This is a genomic window from Curvibacter soli (assembly GCF_029211125.1).
GTDB lineage: Bacteria > Pseudomonadota > Gammaproteobacteria > Burkholderiales > Burkholderiaceae_C > Curvibacter_A > Curvibacter_A soli.
The window spans coordinates 17,433-33,184 of sequence record NZ_JARGEN010000057.1 but is presented as its reverse complement, the minus strand read 5'-3'; the positions used below and the strand labels follow the sequence as shown (position 1 = coordinate 33,184).

General features: G+C 70.5%; 19 protein-coding genes. 9 read left to right on the top strand and 10 right to left on the bottom strand.

The features are described 5' to 3' along the window. Positions 1-269: 269 nt before the first annotated feature. The gene (locus PY257_RS12450) at positions 270-1,100 is read right to left on the bottom strand and encodes a MinD/ParA family protein (RefSeq protein WP_275742263.1); all 831 of its coding nucleotides are present in this window, start codon (positions 1,098-1,100) and stop codon (positions 270-272) included. Positions 1,101-1,113: 13 nt separating this feature from the next. Further along, positions 1,114-1,878: a GGDEF domain-containing protein gene (locus PY257_RS12445; protein WP_275742261.1), complete on the bottom strand. Its 765-nt coding sequence runs from the start codon at positions 1,876-1,878 to the stop codon at positions 1,114-1,116. Between the two features lie 213 nt (positions 1,879-2,091). Here PY257_RS12445 and PY257_RS12440 point away from each other — a divergent pair, with 213 nt between their 5' ends. The 4 genes from PY257_RS12440 (at position 2,092) to PY257_RS12425 (ending at position 4,388) form a co-directional block, all read left to right on the top strand. Beyond that, on the top strand, positions 2,092-2,289 hold the full coding sequence (locus PY257_RS12440) for a CsbD family protein (RefSeq protein WP_275742259.1): 198 nt from the start codon (positions 2,092-2,094) through the stop codon (positions 2,287-2,289). A 184-nt stretch (positions 2,290-2,473) separates the two neighbouring features. Continuing rightward, the gene (locus PY257_RS12435; protein WP_275742257.1) at positions 2,474-2,887 is read left to right on the top strand and encodes a BON domain-containing protein; all 414 of its coding nucleotides are present in this window, start codon (positions 2,474-2,476) and stop codon (positions 2,885-2,887) included. A 56-nt stretch (positions 2,888-2,943) separates the two neighbouring features. Then, the gene (locus PY257_RS12430) at positions 2,944-4,122 is read left to right on the top strand and encodes a PLP-dependent transferase (RefSeq protein WP_275742255.1); all 1,179 of its coding nucleotides are present in this window, start codon (positions 2,944-2,946) and stop codon (positions 4,120-4,122) included. Between the two features lie 80 nt (positions 4,123-4,202). Further along, positions 4,203-4,388 (top strand): hypothetical protein, encoded by a 186-nt coding sequence (locus tag PY257_RS12425; RefSeq protein WP_275742253.1) that lies wholly within the window; start codon positions 4,203-4,205, stop codon positions 4,386-4,388. A 22-nt stretch (positions 4,389-4,410) separates the two neighbouring features. On the opposite strand, the gene PY257_RS12420 is transcribed toward PY257_RS12425, so the two are convergent. Beyond that, positions 4,411-5,058, bottom strand: a complete 648-nt coding sequence (locus tag PY257_RS12420; RefSeq protein ID WP_275742251.1) for an arylesterase — start codon at positions 5,056-5,058, stop codon at positions 4,411-4,413. Positions 5,059-5,073: 15 nt separating this feature from the next. Here PY257_RS12420 and PY257_RS12415 point away from each other — a divergent pair, with 15 nt between their 5' ends. Beyond that, positions 5,074-5,772 carry an ABC transporter ATP-binding protein gene (locus PY257_RS12415; protein WP_275742249.1) on the top strand — a complete coding sequence of 233 codons (699 nt, stop codon included), beginning with the start codon at positions 5,074-5,076 and terminating at the stop codon, positions 5,770-5,772. Positions 5,773-5,790: 18 nt separating this feature from the next. After that, positions 5,791-6,528, top strand: coding sequence for a 23S rRNA (guanosine(2251)-2'-O)-methyltransferase RlmB (gene rlmB, locus PY257_RS12410; RefSeq protein WP_275742247.1), 738 nt, complete (start codon positions 5,791-5,793; stop codon positions 6,526-6,528). Between the two features lie 176 nt (positions 6,529-6,704). Here rlmB and PY257_RS12405 read toward each other — a convergent pair whose 3' ends face one another. From PY257_RS12405 to PY257_RS12375, 7 genes are all read right to left on the bottom strand, one after another. Next, complete coding sequence (locus PY257_RS12405; RefSeq protein ID WP_275742245.1) at positions 6,705-7,664, bottom strand: aldo/keto reductase; 960 nt, start codon at positions 7,662-7,664, stop codon at positions 6,705-6,707. A gap of 482 nt (positions 7,665-8,146) precedes the next feature. Further along, positions 8,147-8,872, bottom strand: a complete 726-nt coding sequence (locus PY257_RS12400; RefSeq protein ID WP_275742243.1) for an ABC transporter ATP-binding protein — start codon at positions 8,870-8,872, stop codon at positions 8,147-8,149. Next, on the bottom strand, positions 8,865-9,623 hold the full coding sequence (locus tag PY257_RS12395; protein ID WP_275742241.1) for an ABC transporter ATP-binding protein: 759 nt from the start codon (positions 9,621-9,623) through the stop codon (positions 8,865-8,867). Before PY257_RS12395 ends, PY257_RS12400 begins: the two co-directional genes overlap by 8 nt. Further along, on the bottom strand, positions 9,620-10,591 hold the full coding sequence (locus PY257_RS12390) for a branched-chain amino acid ABC transporter permease (protein ID WP_275742238.1): 972 nt from the start codon (positions 10,589-10,591) through the stop codon (positions 9,620-9,622). The genes PY257_RS12395 and PY257_RS12390 overlap by 4 nt, the downstream gene beginning before the upstream one ends. Next, positions 10,588-11,457: a branched-chain amino acid ABC transporter permease gene (locus PY257_RS12385; RefSeq protein WP_275742237.1), complete on the bottom strand. Its 870-nt coding sequence runs from the start codon at positions 11,455-11,457 to the stop codon at positions 10,588-10,590. The genes PY257_RS12390 and PY257_RS12385 overlap by 4 nt, the downstream gene beginning before the upstream one ends. A 46-nt stretch (positions 11,458-11,503) precedes the next feature. Beyond that, positions 11,504-12,691, bottom strand: coding sequence for an ABC transporter substrate-binding protein (locus PY257_RS12380; protein WP_275742235.1), 1,188 nt, complete (start codon positions 12,689-12,691; stop codon positions 11,504-11,506). Between the two features lie 197 nt (positions 12,692-12,888). Then, positions 12,889-13,482 (bottom strand): IMPACT family protein, encoded by a 594-nt coding sequence (locus tag PY257_RS12375; protein ID WP_275742233.1) that lies wholly within the window; start codon positions 13,480-13,482, stop codon positions 12,889-12,891. A 194-nt stretch (positions 13,483-13,676) separates the two neighbouring features. On the opposite strand from PY257_RS12375, the gene PY257_RS12370 reads away from it, so the two are divergent. The 3 genes from PY257_RS12370 to PY257_RS12360 all read left to right on the top strand — a co-directional run bounded on the left by PY257_RS12370 (position 13,677) and on the right by PY257_RS12360 (position 15,729). Continuing rightward, a complete protein-coding gene (locus PY257_RS12370; RefSeq protein WP_275742232.1) occupies positions 13,677-14,483 on the top strand; it encodes a ferritin-like domain-containing protein in 807 nt (268 codons plus the stop codon). A gap of 197 nt (positions 14,484-14,680) precedes the next feature. After that, positions 14,681-14,899: a DUF3734 domain-containing protein gene (locus PY257_RS12365; RefSeq protein ID WP_275742230.1), complete on the top strand. Its 219-nt coding sequence runs from the start codon at positions 14,681-14,683 to the stop codon at positions 14,897-14,899. A gap of 47 nt (positions 14,900-14,946) precedes the next feature. After that, complete coding sequence (locus tag PY257_RS12360; RefSeq protein ID WP_275742228.1) at positions 14,947-15,729, top strand: 3-hydroxybutyrate dehydrogenase; 783 nt, start codon at positions 14,947-14,949, stop codon at positions 15,727-15,729. Positions 15,730-15,752 lie beyond the last annotated feature (23 nt).

Genomic DNA, 15,752 nt, shown 5'->3' with positions numbered 1-15,752 from the left:
TGGCAATGCAACTCTGTCTGCAACTTGTGGGCCAATTATCCTATCGATTCATGGTGACTGACTACTAGCCCGGCTCAAGAAGGCGCCGGTCTGGTGCGGTTCGTTCCTGGCGGGCAACAGCCGCGAGAAGCGCCGCCTGCGCGACCAACTGGCCACCATGAAAGGCGCGCTGCCGCTGCTGATGAAGCAGCGCCAGGGTGGCGCCTGGAGCGCCGACGAGAAAAAGCGCCACAAGGGGCGCAGCCGCCCGGCGGGCTGACCCCGCCCGGTCAGGGCTTGCCGACCAGCGTTTCCTCGACCTTGCCTGCCAGTTGCGAGATGGCCAGCGCCGCGGGGCAGCCGGGCGTGGTGGTCAGCAGCAATTGCCGGCGCATCACCGCGTCGCGCACGGCCTGGTCGGAAGGAATATCGCCCAGGTGCAGCAGCCGCACGGGGTGGCCCGACTGTGTGCTGACGAAGCGGTCGAGCACCTGCTGCAACTGCCCCGTGATGGCGCGGCCATCGCCGGGCCGGGCCGTCTGGTTGATCACTACGCGCACCTGCTTGCGCTCCTGCTGCATCGCCAGCACCTTGATGGCGGCGTAGGCGTCGGTGAGCGAGGTGGGCTCGGGCGTGGCCACCACCAGCACCTCAGCGGCCAGCGACACGGCGAACAGCACCACGTCGGAAATGCCGGCGCCGGTGTCGAGCAGGATGACGTCGTAGCGCGGCACCAGGCTGTGGACGATGCGCAGGAACTCGTCGCGCACCTCGGGCGTGAGGCGCGAATACTCCACCATGCCCGAACCCGCCAGCAGCACCGAGAAGCCGCCCGGCGCCTTGACGACGGCGTCGTCGAGCGTGGACTTGCCGGTGAACACGTCGTGCAGCGTGATTTTGGGATGCAGGTTGAGCACCACGTCGAGGTTGGCCAAGCCCAGGTCGGCGTCGAGCACCAGCACGCGCAGGCCCCGGCGCGTCAGTGCCGCGGCCAAGTTGGCCGATACGAAAGTTTTGCCCACGCCACCCTTGCCGCTGGTGATGGCGATGATCCTGGCGCCGCCGGTGGGCGCCTGTGCCGCAGGGGCGGACGGTGGAGGAGTGTTCAGCGCGTCGGTCATCGTGCTTGCTTTCTCAGGGGGCGCTGTGGGGGGCATGTGGCGCGGCCACGTTGGCAGCGTGCGTATCCGGCGGTGCAAAGTGGCTGAACAGGAAGCTCTTTTCCTCCGCCGTCACGGTGCTGTCGGGCGGTAGCTCGATGCGCACGCAGTCGCGCCCGGCGTCCTTGGCGGCGTATAACTGCTGATCCGCCCGCTCCGACCACAGCGACGTGGTGGAGCGCACCCAGGGCTGGGCGAATGCGCCGCCGATGCTCACGGTGATGCGGATTTCGAGCGACGGTGACACGCGCACCGGCAGGTCGGCCACCGTGCAGCGGATGCGCTCTGCCGCCGCGAAGGCGAACGCTGCCTGGCAGGCGGGCATGACCACGGCGAACTCTTCGCCGCCGTAGCGCGCCAGCGTATCCATTGGGCGCACGCAGTTCGCCAGCGTATGCGCAAGGGCCTGCAGCACCGCGTCGCCCGCGGTATGACCGTGCGTGTCGTTGATGGCCTTGAAATGGTCGATGTCGAGCATCAGCAGCAGGGCCGATTCACCCGAACGGGCCACGCGGTCCAGTTCGCGCTCCAGGGCCGCGCGGAAAGTGCGGCGGTTGGCCAGCCCCGTCAGCGGGTCGTGCTGCGAAAGATTGCACAGGCCGTCGATCACGCCTTGCAGGTAGTCGGTGGCGTTGCCGCAGCCCGGGCCATCGTCCCCCGATTGTTCGAGCAGAGAACGCGCGGTGTCCAGGCGCAGGGCGCGGAGATCGACGAAATCGGTGGTCGCCTGGAGAGACACGTTGGGGGGAAGAAGGAATGTTGAAGCAGTTTACAGCAAGCCCCTTGCCGCAATCCCTCGCGCAGGGCCCGGGCATGCCGCCGTCCTTGTCCTACAGCCGCGTGCAGGGCCGTCCCACCCTGGGCGGCTCGCGGGCTTCCTAGGGTCTGGTGCATGGTCGGAATGCGCCGGCCATGACATCCACCAGTCCATCCGAGCGAAAGGAATACGAGCATGAACAAGGACCAGATCGAAGGCCGCGTCGAGCAGGCCAAGGGCAAGATCAAGGAAGCCGCGGGCGCGGTGACCGGCAACGAATCCCTCAAGACCCGCGGCCATGCGCAGCAGGCTGCGGGCAAGGTGCAGGCAGGCTATGGCGACGTGAAGGAAGACGTCAAGGACGGCATCAAGAAGACGGCGGACCGCCTGTAGGCAGGGCGCCCCCATGCGGGCCCATGCACCGCTTCCCGGAGACCCGGGCCAGACCGTTCCCGAGAAGGCGCCGGAGCGGGTTCCGCCGATTCCCGTGCGGGAGCCGGCGGAACCCGACGAGGGCGCCGCCCCCTGCATGCCGCCGGGTGCGCTGCCACGACGACATGAGCAAAGGAGAACCACCATGCAATTCATCCCCTACAACCGAATGATCGCCACGCTGCTTTCCACCTCCGCGCTGGCCCTGGGCCTGACGGCGTGCGACCGTGGCGACAGCAGCACTGTCGGGCAGAAGCTCGATTCCGCCGTGCAGCAAAGCGAGACCGCCGTGAACGACGCCAAGCAGGCGACCCAGCAGGCCGCGGACACGGCCGGCCAGAAGATCGACGACATGTCCATCACCGCCAAGGTGTCCGCCGGCCTGGCCAAGGACCCGGACCTGAGCGCGGTCAAGATCGATGTGGACACCCGCAATGGCACTGTGACGCTGACCGGCCCCGTGGACACGGCGCAGGCCAAGGAGCGCGCGACCGTCATCGCGCAGAGCGTCGAAGGCGTGGCCGCGGTTCACAACAATCTGACCGTCAAGGCCGGTTGATCCGCCCGCGCGCCCGCGCCTGCCGCTCCGGCAGGCGCGGGCGCTACCATGTCCGCATGCACGACATTCCCACCGGCCTCATCCACCATCCCTATGCCGCGCCCGCGGGCTTCAGCGCACCGCAGCCGGGCGTTTTCAAGGCATCCACGGTCATCTTCCCCAGCACGGCGGCCATGCGCGCGCGCGACTGGAAGTCCCGCGCCGGCTACACCTACGGCCTGCACGGCACGCCGACCACCTTCATGCTCGAAGAACGCCTCTGCACGCTCGAAGGCGGCCTGCAGTGCCTGCTGGTGCCCAGTGGCCTGGCGGCGATCGCCAACGTGGGGTTGGCGCTGCTGCGCACGGGCGACGAGGTGCTGATACCCGACAACGCCTACGGTCCCAACAAGGCCCTTGCGGCAAGCGAGCTGGCCGCGTGGGGCATCGCCCATGCGTGCTACGACCCCATGAACCCTGCCGATCTGCGCGCGCGCATGACGCCGCGCACGCGGCTCGTGTGGATGGAGGTGCCGGGCTCGGTGACGATGGAGTTCCCCGACCTGCGCGCGCTGGTGGACGCCGCGCACGCGGGCGGCGCGGTCGCGGCGCTCGACAACACCTGGGGTGCCGGCATCGCGTTTTGTCCCTTCGACTTCGGCGTGGACATATCGGTCCACGCGCTCACCAAGTACCCCAGCGGCGGCGGCGACGTGCTCATGGGCAGCATCATCACGCGCGACGAGGCGCTGCACCTGCGCATCAAGGGCACCCACATGCGGCTGGGCCTGGGCGTGGGCGCCAACGATGCCGAGGCCGTGCTGCGCGCGCTGCCGAGTCTGGACCTGCGCTACCGCGCCCAGGACCGCGCCGCGCGCCACCTGGCGCGCTGGCTGCGGTCGCGCGGCGAGATCGTGGCGGTGCTGCACCCTGCGCTGGATGGCGCGCCGGGCCATGCGCATTGGCGCGACGCCTGCGGCACCGCCGACGCGGCGGCGGGGCTGTTCTCGGTGGTCTTCCACGAGCGCCATGCGCCGGCGGACGTGGACCGCTTCTGCGACAGCCTGCGGCTGTTCAAGCTCGGCTACTCATGGGGCGGCCCGATCAGCCTCGTGGTGCCCTACGACGTGCCCTCGATGCGCCACGCGGACGTGGCCGCGTGGCCCCACCGCGGCACGCTGGTGCGTTTCTCGGTGGGCCTGGAGGCGGTGGAGGACCTGCAGGCCGACCTCGACGCCGCCCTGGCCGCCTTGTGAAACACCGCGCGAAAGCGCGTGGCAGCGGGGCTTTATCGCTTACAGTGTCCTGACCCCAGCGCAGGAAAGGAAGGTGCCACTTGGCAACACCCAATTACGGATACGAGAAACGCCAGCGCGAGCTGGCCAAGAAGAAGAAACAAGAGGAAAAGCGCCGCTCGAAGGCCGACCGCAAAGTCGGCGAGCCCGATTCCGTGCAGGATGCCAACGACGTGGCCCCGCACCCGGGTGCCGGCGCCCCGCCCGCACCCCGGCCGGAGGGCTGAGCCGCGGCAAAGGTGGCCCCGTTCAGCGCGGCAGCAGCCGGCGCAGCGCGGGCCAGACGTTTTCCAGCATGCGCGGGTGCGCTTCCTCCTTCGGGTGGATGCGGTCGGCCTGGAACATGCCCAGTGCATCCGGCCCATCGGCCACGCCCTTGAGCAGAAAGGGCACCACATCGGCCTTGCGCGCACGCCCTACCTTCTCGAACAGCGCGGCAAAGCGGTTGGCGTAATCGGTGCCGTAGTTGGGCGGCACCTGCATCCCCACCAGCAGCACTTTGGCGCCGGCCTTCTGCGCCGCATCGGTCATGGCGCTCAGGTTGTCCTCGGTCATTTGCAGCGGCAGCCCGCGCAGGGCGTCGTTGCCACCCAGCTCGATCACCACCACCGCCGGCTTGTGCTGCGCCAGCAGCGCGGGCAGGCGCGAGCGCCCACCCGACGTGGTGTCGCCGCTGATGCTGGCGTTCACCACGCGCGCCGCGATCTTCTGCTGCGCCAGCCGCTGCTCCAGCAGCGCCACCCAGCCGGTACCGCGGCGCAGGCCGTATTCGGCGCTCAGCGAATCACCCACCACGATGACCACGGGCACCGTGGCGGCAGGCTGCGCATGCAGCGGGGCATGCGTCCACGCCAGGCCTGCGGCCGCGCAGAGCGCGATACAGTGTCGTCTTCTCAAAGCACAGGGCCTTTCATGTCCGCAAACGAATCGGCGTCCCCCGCCATGATTGCGGTGGACCATGTCTCCAAGTCCGTCACGGACTCGACAGGCACGCTCGACATTCTGCGCGATATCGACTTTTCCCTCGCGCCGCGCCAGACCGCCGCCATCGTGGGCGCCTCGGGCTCGGGCAAGAGCACGCTGCTGTCCATCATTGCCGGCCTGGACACGCCCACGCGCGGCACCGTGCGCATCGCCGGCCAAGACATCTTCGCCATCAACGAGGACGCGCGCGCCGCGCTGCGGGCGCAGAAGGTGGGCTTCGTGTTCCAGAGCTTCCAGCTCATGGGCAGCCTGACCGCGCTGGAAAACGTGATGCTGCCGCTGGAGCTGGCGGACCGGCGCGACGCCCGCCAGACCGCCACCGAGATGCTCGCGCGCGTGGGCCTGGGCACGCGGCTCGGGCATTACCCCCGGCTGCTGTCGGGCGGCGAGCAGCAGCGCGTGGCGCTGGCGCGTGCCTTCGTCGTGCAGCCCGCCGTGCTGCTGGCCGATGAGCCCACGGGCAGCCTCGACTTCGCCACCGGCGAGCGCGTCATGCAGCTCATGTTCGAACTCAACCGCGAACAGGGCACCACGCTCGTGCTGGTCACGCATGACAGCGCGATCGCCGCGCAGTGCGAGCGCCGCATCACCATCGAGGCGGGGAGCGTCGCGGGCGCGCATGCCTGACCGCGATAATCCCGCCCCATGTCTTCCTCCCCCAAAGTCCTCTTCGGCTTCCACGCCGTGGGCGTGCGCCTGAAGACCGCGCCGCAATCGATCATCGAGATCTACTTCGAGCCCACGCGCCGCGATGCGCGCATGCGGCAGTTCATCGAGCGCGCCAGGGAGGCCGGCGCGCGCCTGATCGAAGCCGACGGCCTGCGCATCGCCAAGCTCGCCGGCAGCCATGGCCACCAGGGCGTGGCCGCGCGCGTGCAGCCCGTCGAGCAGGCCAAGAGCCTCGACGACCTGCTCGACCAGTTGAGCGAGCCGCCGCTGCTGCTGGTGCTCGACGGCATCACCGACCCGCACAACCTCGGCGCCTGCCTGCGCGTGGCCGACGGCGCCGGCGCGCATGCCGTGATCGCACCCAAGGACCACGCCGCGGGCATCAACGCCACCGTGGCCAAGGTGGCCAGCGGCGCGGCGGAGACCATGCCGTATTTCATGGTGACCAACCTCGCGCGCACGCTGGGCGAGCTGAAGGAGCGCAGTATCTGGTGCATCGGCACCAGCGACGATGCGCCCAGGACGCTCTACGAGGTGAACCTGAAAGGCCCCGTGGCGCTGGTGCTCGGCGCCGAAGGGCAGGGCATGCGGCAGTTGACGCGCAAGACCTGCGACGAACTCGTAGGCATCCCGATGCGCGGCGCGGTGGAGAGCCTGAACGTTTCCGTGGCCAGCGGCGTGTGCCTGTACGAGGCGCTGCGCCAGCGCGTGTGACGCCGTTTCTAGTGCAGTGTTCGATGCTTGGCGGCACCAATAAAAGCGATGCGTTTTGGCGCAGGGCAAGGCGCAAACCACAGCGATAGCCGTCGCTATCGCGAGGATTTGCAACGCCGCCATGCGGCAAAAGGCGCGGTTTTATGTGCTGCTTAGTGTTGAACACTGCACTAGGTTTAAATCGCGCTGGCCTGGTCGAGCTGCTCGATGGCTTCGGCGTCGAGCAGCAGCCGCGTGGCCGCCACCAGTTCTTCGAGCTGCGCGAGCGAGGTGGCGCTGGCGATCGGCGCGGTGATCGAGGGCCGCGCCATCTGCCAGGCCAGCGCCACCTGGCCCGGCGTGGCGGCGTAGCGGTCGGCGATCTCGTCGAGCTCGGCCAGGATGCGCAGGCCGCGCGGGTTCAGGTATGTCTGCGTGGTGCTGGCGCCGCGCGCACTCTTGCCCGCGTCTTCCGCACTGCGGTACTTGCCGGTCAGGAAGCCCGCGGCCAGCGCGTAGAAGTTGATCACGCCGATGCCGTGCGCGCGCACCACGGGCTCCAGCGTGGTTTCGTACTCCGCGCGGTCGTACAGGTTGTAGAGCGGCTGCAGGCTCTCATAGCGCGGCAGGCCCAGGCGGGCGCTGGTCTGCAAGGCTTCCTCCAGCCGCGCGCCGCTGTAGTTGGAGGCGCCGATGGCGCGAACCTTGCCCGCCTTGATGAGATCGGCGTAGGCGCCGAGCGTGTCTTCGAGCGGGGTCTTCTGGTCGTCGTCGTGCGACTGGTAGAGGTCGATGCAGTCGGTCTGCAGGCGCTGGAGCGACGCATCCACGGCCTGGCGGATGTAGGCGGGCGAGAGGCCCTCCTTGCCGTCGCCCATGTCCTTGCCGACCTTGGTGGCGATCACCACGTCGTCGCGCCGGCCGCGCTTCCTGAGCCACTGGCCGATGATGGTTTCCGACTCGCCGCCCTGGTGGCCCGGCACCCAGCGCGAGTACATGTCGGCGGTGTCGATGAAGTTCATGCCCGCGTCGAGCCAGGCGTCGAGCAGGCTGAATGCGGTGGCTGCATCGACCGTCCAGCCGAACACGTTGCCGCCGAAGGCGAGCGGCGAGACTTGCAGGCCCGAGCGGCCAAGGGGGCGTAGAGGCTGTGTCATGGGGTCTCCTTTCACATGCAAGTTGCGGCGACGGCGCGCCGGGGGAATCCGCCCCATTGTTCCCTGCCTGGGCCCGCCCGCCCGCCGCGCGGGCGCGTGTGACCCTGCGTGGCTCTCGGGTTTGCTCATGAAAGCATAGCTGCCGCCGCCCGTCCTGCCTGCGCTGGAGCCCGATTTCCCCTTGAAGATATTGCAGGGCGCAACCGCCCGTGGCCGTGGCTCAGTGGCCGATCTTCTCGTGCGCATCCGCGCTGCCCAGGCGCCAGTAGCCCGCCGCGTCGTCGCCCTTGCAGGGCGCAGGCCTGTCGGAGACAGGCCTGGGCCTTCTTCGCGCTGTCCAACAGCACGCAGGTGCTGCTGGAGCCGCAGCGCTCAGCCTTGCCTGGCGCCCCGATCACGGCACCGGCAGGCGCATCCAACCGCCGTTTCCAGGTTCAAGCGAAATCGGCCTCCAGCGCTTTATCTTCCTGCGCTGGCAGCTATCAATTGAATAGCATTTTTGTCAGGCCCACGCCGAGCAGGCGCTCCAGCAGGGCCGCGTCGGCGGCCAGCGCCCGGCTGTCGCCCGCGTGCACCACCTGGCCGCGTTCGAGCACGATGGCCTGGTGGGTCATGCCCAGCGCCAGCACCGGCTGCTGCTCCACCACGATGGAAGCCAGGTCCTCGGCTTCGCACAGCGCCCGCACGGCGCGGGCCAGTTCTTCCACCACGGTGGGCGCCAAGCCCTCCATGGGCTCGTCGAGCAGCAGCAGGCGCGGGTTGGTCATCAGCGCGCGGGCGATGGCCAGCATCTGCTGCTCACCGCCCGAGAGCTGGTTGCCGTAGTGGCGCCGGCGCTCCCGCAGCCGGGGGAAAAAGCCATACACGCGCTGCAGGTTCCACGGCCCGGCGCGCGCCACCACGCGCAGGTTCTCTTCCACGGTGAGCGAGGGGAACACCGCGCGCTCCTGTGGCACCCAGCCCAGCCCCGCGCGCGCGCGGCGGTGCGGGGCCAGCGCCGTGATGTCATGGCCCTGCCAGCGGATGGTGCCGCGCGCCACGCGGGTGTTGCCCATCAGGGTTTCGAGCAGCGTGGTCTTGCCCGCGCCGTTGCGGCCCAGCACGGCGAGACTCTGGCCTTGCGGCAGCGCGAAGGAGATGCCGTCGAGCACCGCTGCAGCGCCGTAGCCCGCGGTCACGCCGTCGAAGGCCAGCGCGGGTTCAGCCATGGGCCGGGCCCAGGTAGGCCGCGCGCACGCGCGGGTCGGCGGCGATCTCCTCGGGTGTGCCCTCGGCCAGTATCCGCCCGGCCACCAGCACCGAGATGCGCCGCGCGAAGCGAAACACCAGGTCCATGTCATGCTCGATGAGCAGGATGCCGATGTCCGCCGGCAGCACGGCGATCACCTCGAACAGCGCGACGCGCTCGCCCGCCGGAACGCCCGCCGCCGGCTCGTCGAGCAGCAGGATGCGCGGGCGCGTGGCCAGCGCCAGGGCGATCTCCAGCAGCCGCTGGCTGCCGTAGGCCAGCGCGGCCACGGGCGTGCCGGCCAGCGGGCCCAGGCCCAGCCGCGCCAGCAGCGCGTGGGCCTCGTCGAACAGCGCGCTCTGGCGCCGCAGCGGCCGCCACCAGGCGCCGCCCAGGCCCTCGCGCTCGCACAGCGCCAGCAGCACCGACTGCAGCGGCGTGAGGCTCGGGAACAGCGCGTTGACCTGGAAGGTGCGCGCCAGCCCCGCGCGGGCGCGGCGGTCGCTGCCGTGGCGCGTAACGTCGAGCCCGCCTAGCGTGATGCTGCCGCTGGCGGGCCGCAGCACGCCGGTCAACAGGTTGATGAGCGTGGTCTTGCCCGCGCCGTTGGGGCCGATCAGCGCCTGCCGCGCGCCGGGCTCCAGCGCCAGGCTCACGCCGTCGAGCGCGCGCAGTGCGCCGAACGCGATGCCCAGGCCGCGCGCGTGCAGCGCCACGCCGGCGGCCGTCATGGCGCCTCTTCTTTCACGCGCACCAGCCGGGAAAGCAGGCCCATGATGCCGCCGCGCCCCAGCAGCGCCGCCGCGATCAGGAAGATGCCGAGCCAGAACGTCCAGTACTGCGGGTCCATGCCGGCGAACCCGTCGCGCGCCAGCATGTAGACGGTGGCCCCGGCCAGCCCGCCGTACAGCCGCCCCGCGCCGCCCAGCACCAGGATGATGAGCACCTCCGCCGAGCGCTCGAAGCCGATCGCATCGAGCCCCACGAACTGCGTGCCCTGCGCCATCAGCGCTCCCGCCGCGCCCGCCACGGCGGCGGAAAAGCCGTATGCCAGCCGCAGCCGCGCCTGCACCGGCGCGCCGAGGGCCTGCATGCGCCGGGGGTTGTCGCGGATGCCGCGCAGCGCCAGCCCGAACGGCGAGCGCAGTACCCGCCGCACCAGCAGGAACAGCGCCAGCACCACGCAGTAGGTGTAGACGAAGGCGGTCCTGCCGTACAGGTCGAACGCGAAGCGGCCCAGAACCGGCTGGACCTCCATGCCCTGCAGTCCGTCGCTGCCGCCGGTGATGGACGACAGCCGATTGACCAGTTCGGCCAGCAGCGCGCACAGGGCGATACTGACCATGAGCCGCGTAAGGTCCGCGCCGCGCACCATCAGATAACTCGTGGCGCAGCCGAGCAGGGCGCCCGCCGCCAGCGCCGCGCCCAGGCCCAGCAACGGGTCGCCCCAGCCGTGTTTTGCCAGCAGCCCTGCCGCATAGGCCCCCGCGCCGAAGAACGCCGCGTGGCCCACGGTGAGGATGCCGGCATAGCCCAGCGCCAGGTCGAGCGACAGCGCGAACAGCCCCAGCGCCAGCATCTGGCCCAGCAGCGCGAGCCGCTCGGGCAGCACGAAGAAGCACGCGGCCAGCGCCAGCCAGAAGGCCGCTTCGAGCCAGGGCAGCCGACGCGCGGGCAGCGTCAGCTTGGGGGCGGTCATGCGGCGGCCCCCTTGCGCGCCAGCAGGCCGTGCGGGCGCAGCAGCAGCACCGCGACCATGAACAGGTAGACCAGGAAGGCGCCGGCCTGCGGCAGGTAGTATTTGCCCGCCACGTCCACGATGCCGACCAGCAGCGCGGCCAGGAACGGCCCGGCGATGCTGCCCGCCCCGCCCACGCAGACCACGAGCAGGAAGTACACGAGGTATTGCAGCGGAAAGTGGGGCTCCAGCCCCAAGAGCCCCAGGCTCAGCGCGCCGCCCAGCCCGGCCAGCCCGCAGGCCAGCGCGAAGGTGACCGCGAAGAGCCGCCGCACGTCGATGCCGGTGGCCGCCGCCACGCGCGGGTTGTCCACCGCCGCGCGCACCATGGCGCCATGGCGCGTGCGCCCGAGCAGCAGCAGCGCGGCCAGCACCAGCGCGCCGCAGGCCACCAGGAACAGCCGGTAGCGCCCCAGCTCCAGCCCGCCCAGCCAGCCCAGACGCACCTGCCCCTGCAGCGAGGGCGGCAGCGCGAACGGCTGTACCGCCGGGCCAAAGAGCCACGTGGCTGCGGCCACCGCCACGAACACCAGGCCGATGGAGAGCAGCACCTGGTCCAGCGTGGCGGCGCCGTACAGCCGCCGGTAGAGCAGCCCCTCCAGCAGCGCGCCCAGCAGCGCCGCCACGGCGAAGGCCGCGCCCAGCGCGGCGTAGAAGCCCAGGCCCCAGCGCTGCATGCACCAGACGGCGGCATAGCCGCCCGCCATGGCGAACACGCCGTGCGCGAGGTTGACGAAGCGCATCAGCCCCAGCGTGACCGACAGGCCCACGCCGACGAGGAACAGGAGCATGCCGTAGGCCACTCCGTCGAAGATCACGATGCCCATGGGCCGTGCCGTGGGGTGCTGCGCCTGGCGCCGGGGCGGGGCGGCTTCAGGTGCCTTCCTTGGCCGGGTCCTTCACGCGCTCGAACTGGTCGAACTCGACGTTCACCAGCTCGCCGCCCACGCGCTCGGCCCGGCGGATGTAGACGGTCTGCACGATGTCGCGCGTGGCGGGGTCGATCTCGATCTCGCCGCGCGGGCTCTCGAACCTCAGGCCCCTGAGCGCCTCCATCACTTTGTCGCCCCGGGTATCGCCGCCGGTCCTGGCGAGCGCCGCGTCGATGGTGGCCATCGCGTCGTAGGCCGTCACGGCGAAGTAGCCCGGGCGCATCCCGGTGCCGAACGCGGCCACGAAGTCCCGCACGAACTTGCGGTTCTTCGCCGACGGGTGGGCATAGGAATAGTGGTGGCTGGTCACCAGCCCCAGCGCCGCGTCGCCCGTGGCCTCCAGGTAGCTGTCGTCGGTGGCCTCGCCGGTGGCGAAGAGCCGGATGCCCGCCTGCGCCATGCCGCGCTCCTGCCACGCCTTCAAGAACGCCGGCGGCATCACGCCCGAGGGGAAGAAGAAGAACACCGCCTGGGGCCGGGCGTCCTTGATGCGCTGCACGTAGGCCGAGAAGTCGGGGTTGTTCATCGGCGTGCGCACCGCGCCCGCGATCCTGCCGCCGCCCGCGGTGAATGCCTTGTGGAAAGCGGTTTCGGCGTCCGCGCCCGAGGCGTAGTCGGCCACCACGGTGTAGGCCTCGCGCACGCCGTTCTTCAGCATCCACTGCGCCATCGGCGCCGACACCTGCTGCACCGTGAACGACAGCCGCGCCACGTAGGGCGAACTGGTGGTGATGGCCGACGAGGAGGCGTTCATCACGATGGCCGGAACCCGTGCCTGCGTGGCCACCGCCGCCACCGCATAGGCATTGGGGCTGAAGTCCAGGCCGGAGATGAAGTGCACCTTGTCGCGCACCACGAGTTCCTGCGCCATGCGCCTGGCCGCGTCGGGCGCGGGGCCCGGGGCGTCCTTGCGCACGATCTCCACGCTGCGGCCCGCGACCTTGCCGCCGTGCTCCTTCAGGTACAGCGCCACGCCCGCGTCGAACTGGCGGCCATAGTCGGCATAGGGCCCCGAGTAGCTGGCGATGATGCCGATGCGCAGGCGGGCGCCATCGACGGCCGCAGCGGCATGGGCGCCGGGCAGTGCGGCCAGGCCGGCGAGCAGGGCAAGAGCGGTGCGCTTGTGCATGGGGCTCCAGAGGTTCTCGATGCGAAGCGGGCGATTGTGCCGGACGCAGGGATTTGCGAGCCAAATTGCCCTCCACCGCAGGTGGAATAAGCGCTGGTAGCTATTCTTTCAGGAGCAATAAACGCTGCCACAGCGCGGCCAATTGTGCTGCGCCGACCGCCCTTGGCGCGAAGTGCCGCGGCACTTCGCCTGCTGGTTCAGTCCATGCCGCCGGGCCAGCCGACCCGCCCCTGGCCGGCGTCGTTCACGCGCTGCACGAAGGCCGCGGCCTGCGGCGCGGGCAGGCGTAGCTGCAGCGTGACCAGCGTGGCGTGCCGCGCCTCCAGCAGCTCGGCCCCGGCGGCGTCCGCCTCGCGGCGCAGCAGCCCTTCGAGCGCATAGGGCACCTGGCAGCACAGCACCTGCATGCGCTGCAGCGGCAGCTTGGCAGCGCCCAGCAGGGCCTGCGCGACGGCATCGGTGTAGGCGCGCACCAGCCCGCCCGCGCCGAGCTTCACGCCGCCGTAGTAGCGCACCACGGTCGCCAGCACGCCCTCCAGATCCTGGTGGCGCAGCACGTCGAGCATGGGCCGGCCCGCGGTGCCGCCGGGCTCGCCGTCGTCCACCGCGGCAGACTGCCCGCCCGCCAGCAGCGCCCAGCAGATGTGGGTGGCGCCGGGGTGCTGCCGCCACAGCTCGGCCACGGCGGCCTGGGCCGACGCGCGGTCGGCCATGGGCTGCACGCAGCCGATGAAGCGGCTTTTCTTGATGACGAGTTCGCTGTGGACGGGCGCTTGCAGGGTCAGGGGCATGCCCGCTATTGTCCCGGCGCGGCGGCCGGGCTGGCCGGCGCGTTCTCCTACAAACAGGCGCCACGTCGCCCGACCCCGCGCGCGGCAGGCCACCCGGAGCATGGTTTGCAGCGCGTCGCCACCCGGGCGCATCCACTGCCCGGTGCGGCGCGCGATCCACCGACCACCATCCGTACTGAATGAAGGAGAGCACCATGGCCAAGGACACCGATCTGAATCTGGGCCCGATCACGCGCGAACCCGGCGCACACCCCGTGAAACCCACGGTGGAGGACTCCTACTGGCGCGGGGTATACGCCAGCGAACCCTACTACGACGCCAGCCGCACCTACGACGACTACGGCCCGGCCTATGCCTTCGGCTGGACCAGCCGCACCATCTACGACGAGCCGTTCGATGCCGCCGAGCAGCGCCTGGCCGCCGACTGGGAAACGCACCGCGCCCAGTCGCGCCTGGCCTGGGAGGATGCCCGCCTGCCGGCCCGCGCCGCGTGGGACCGCGTGGACGCGCGCCTGGCCGGCGGCGCTGACGCCGCAGTGGCCGGCGCCGTCGATGACGACGAGGTGATCGACACGCTCAACGGCCTGCTCGAATCCTGCCGCGACGGCGAATACGGCTTCCGCCACGTGGCCGGGCATGCCAAGACCGCCGACCTGCGCATGTTCTTCGAGCGCGGCGCGGGTGAGTGCGCCACCGCCGCGGGCGAGCTGCAGGCCGAGGTCACCCGCCTGGGCGGCCAGGCCGACACGGGCGGCACCGTGGCCGGCGCGCTGCACCGCGGCTGGGTCTCGGTGCGCAGCGCGCTGTCGGCGCACGACGACCTGGCCACGCTGGAGGAGGCAGAACGCGGCGAGGACGCCGCCCTGGCCCGCTACCGCAAGGCGCTCCAGCAGCCGCTGCCCGCCGGCGTGCGCGCGCTGGTGCAGCGGCAGATGCAGGGTGCGCAGCGCAACCACGACGAGGTCAAGCGCAGGCGCGATGCATTGCGCATGCCGGCCTGAGGTCGCGCGCTGCGGGCGGCGGCGCGGCGCCAGGCGAGGCGCTGCATATCCGCGCGGGATGGTGTCCAATGGAGTCCATGACCGCTTCGCGCCGCGCCCCCGCCCCGCCTGCATCCCGCGCCAGTCCCCGCTCCCGTCCGCGGGCCTCGCAGCCCGCCTCCGCGCCATCCCGGCCCGCCGCGTCGCTGGCCGGGGTGATGGCGCGGGTGAAGGGCATCCAGTATTCCAGCCGCACGCGCACGCGCATGAACACCGAAGCCGCGGCGGCCAATGTCAACCTGAAGCAGCGGCTGGCCAGGCTGCCGGAGCGGTTGCCCGCGCACCTGCGCTGCGCGGCCCAGCCCGACGGGGCGACCACCTACGACCTCGGCGAGCCATCGGTGGCGCGCATCCGGCACCCCGGGGGCAGGACCTGAAATCCGCCGTCGCTGTGACGGCATTGACAGCAAGAAAGGAAACCACCATGCAACTCAAGGACAAGGTCGCCTACATCACCGGTGCGGCCAGCGGCATCGGCAAGGAGATCGCCATCGTCTATGCGAAGGAGGGCGCGAAGATCGTCATCGCCGACCTCAACAAGCAGGCCGCCGACGCCGCTGCGGCAGAGCTCAAGGCCGCCGGCGCGCAGGCCATCGGCGTGGGCGTGGACGTGACCAGCGAGGAGCAGGTCGATGCCTCCGTCGAGGAGGCCGTGCGCGCCTTCGGCGGCATCGACATCCTGGTGAGCAACGCCGGCATCCAGATCGTGCACCCAGTGGAGGAATTCAGCTTCGCCGAATGGAAGAAGATGCTCGCCATCCACCTCGACGGCGCCTTCCTCACCACCAAGGCGTGCCTGAAGCACATGTACGCGCAGGGCCGCGGCGGCAGCGTGATCTACATGGGCTCGGTGCACTCCAAGGAGGCGTCGCTGCTCAAGGCGCCCTATGTGACCGCCAAGCACGGCCTGATCGGGCTGGCCAAGACCGTCTCGAAGGAAGGCGCCAAGCACGGCGTGCGCGCCAACGTGATCTGCCCGGGCTTCGTGCGCACGCCGCTGGTGGAAAAGCAGATCCCCGAGCAGGCCAAGACGCTCGGCATCACCGAAGAGCAGGTGGTGAAGAACGTCATGCTCAAGGAGACCGTGGACGGCGAGTTCACCACCACCGACGACGTGGCCCGCGTGGCGCTGCTGTTCGCGGCCTTCCCGACCAACGCGCTCACCGGCCAGTCGCTGGTGGTGAGCCACGGCTGGTTCATGCAGTAGGCAGCGGTTTCGTAGGGGCAAGG

Coding starts and splice junctions, on each gene's coding strand:
- PY257_RS12360 (WP_275742228.1), top strand. CDS start 14,947: ATGCAACTCAAGGACAAGGTCGCCTACATCACCGGTGCGGCCAGCGGC.
- PY257_RS12430 (WP_275742255.1), top strand. CDS start 2,944: ATGCACGACATTCCCACCGGCCTCATCCACCATCCCTATGCCGCGCCC.
- PY257_RS12395 (WP_275742241.1), bottom strand. CDS start 9,623: ATGACGGCCGCCGGCGTGGCGCTGCACGCGCGCGGCCTGGGCATCGCG.
- PY257_RS12365 (WP_275742230.1), top strand. CDS start 14,681: ATGGCGCGGGTGAAGGGCATCCAGTATTCCAGCCGCACGCGCACGCGC.
- PY257_RS12370 (WP_275742232.1), top strand. CDS start 13,677: ATGGCCAAGGACACCGATCTGAATCTGGGCCCGATCACGCGCGAACCC.
- PY257_RS12385 (WP_275742237.1), bottom strand. CDS start 11,457: ATGGGCATCGTGATCTTCGACGGAGTGGCCTACGGCATGCTCCTGTTC.
- PY257_RS12440 (WP_275742259.1), top strand. CDS start 2,092: ATGAACAAGGACCAGATCGAAGGCCGCGTCGAGCAGGCCAAGGGCAAG.
- PY257_RS12435 (WP_275742257.1), top strand. CDS start 2,474: ATGCAATTCATCCCCTACAACCGAATGATCGCCACGCTGCTTTCCACC.
- PY257_RS12400 (WP_275742243.1), bottom strand. CDS start 8,872: ATGGCTGAACCCGCGCTGGCCTTCGACGGCGTGACCGCGGGCTACGGC.
- PY257_RS12375 (WP_275742233.1), bottom strand. CDS start 13,482: ATGCCCCTGACCCTGCAAGCGCCCGTCCACAGCGAACTCGTCATCAAG.
- PY257_RS12390 (WP_275742238.1), bottom strand. CDS start 10,591: ATGACCGCCCCCAAGCTGACGCTGCCCGCGCGTCGGCTGCCCTGGCTC.
- PY257_RS12450 (WP_275742263.1), bottom strand. CDS start 1,100: ATGACCGACGCGCTGAACACTCCTCCACCGTCCGCCCCTGCGGCACAG.
- PY257_RS12380 (WP_275742235.1), bottom strand. CDS start 12,691: ATGCACAAGCGCACCGCTCTTGCCCTGCTCGCCGGCCTGGCCGCACTG.
- PY257_RS12415 (WP_275742249.1), top strand. CDS start 5,074: ATGTCCGCAAACGAATCGGCGTCCCCCGCCATGATTGCGGTGGACCAT.
- PY257_RS12405 (WP_275742245.1), bottom strand. CDS start 7,664: ATGACACAGCCTCTACGCCCCCTTGGCCGCTCGGGCCTGCAAGTCTCG.
- rlmB (WP_275742247.1), top strand. CDS start 5,791: ATGTCTTCCTCCCCCAAAGTCCTCTTCGGCTTCCACGCCGTGGGCGTG.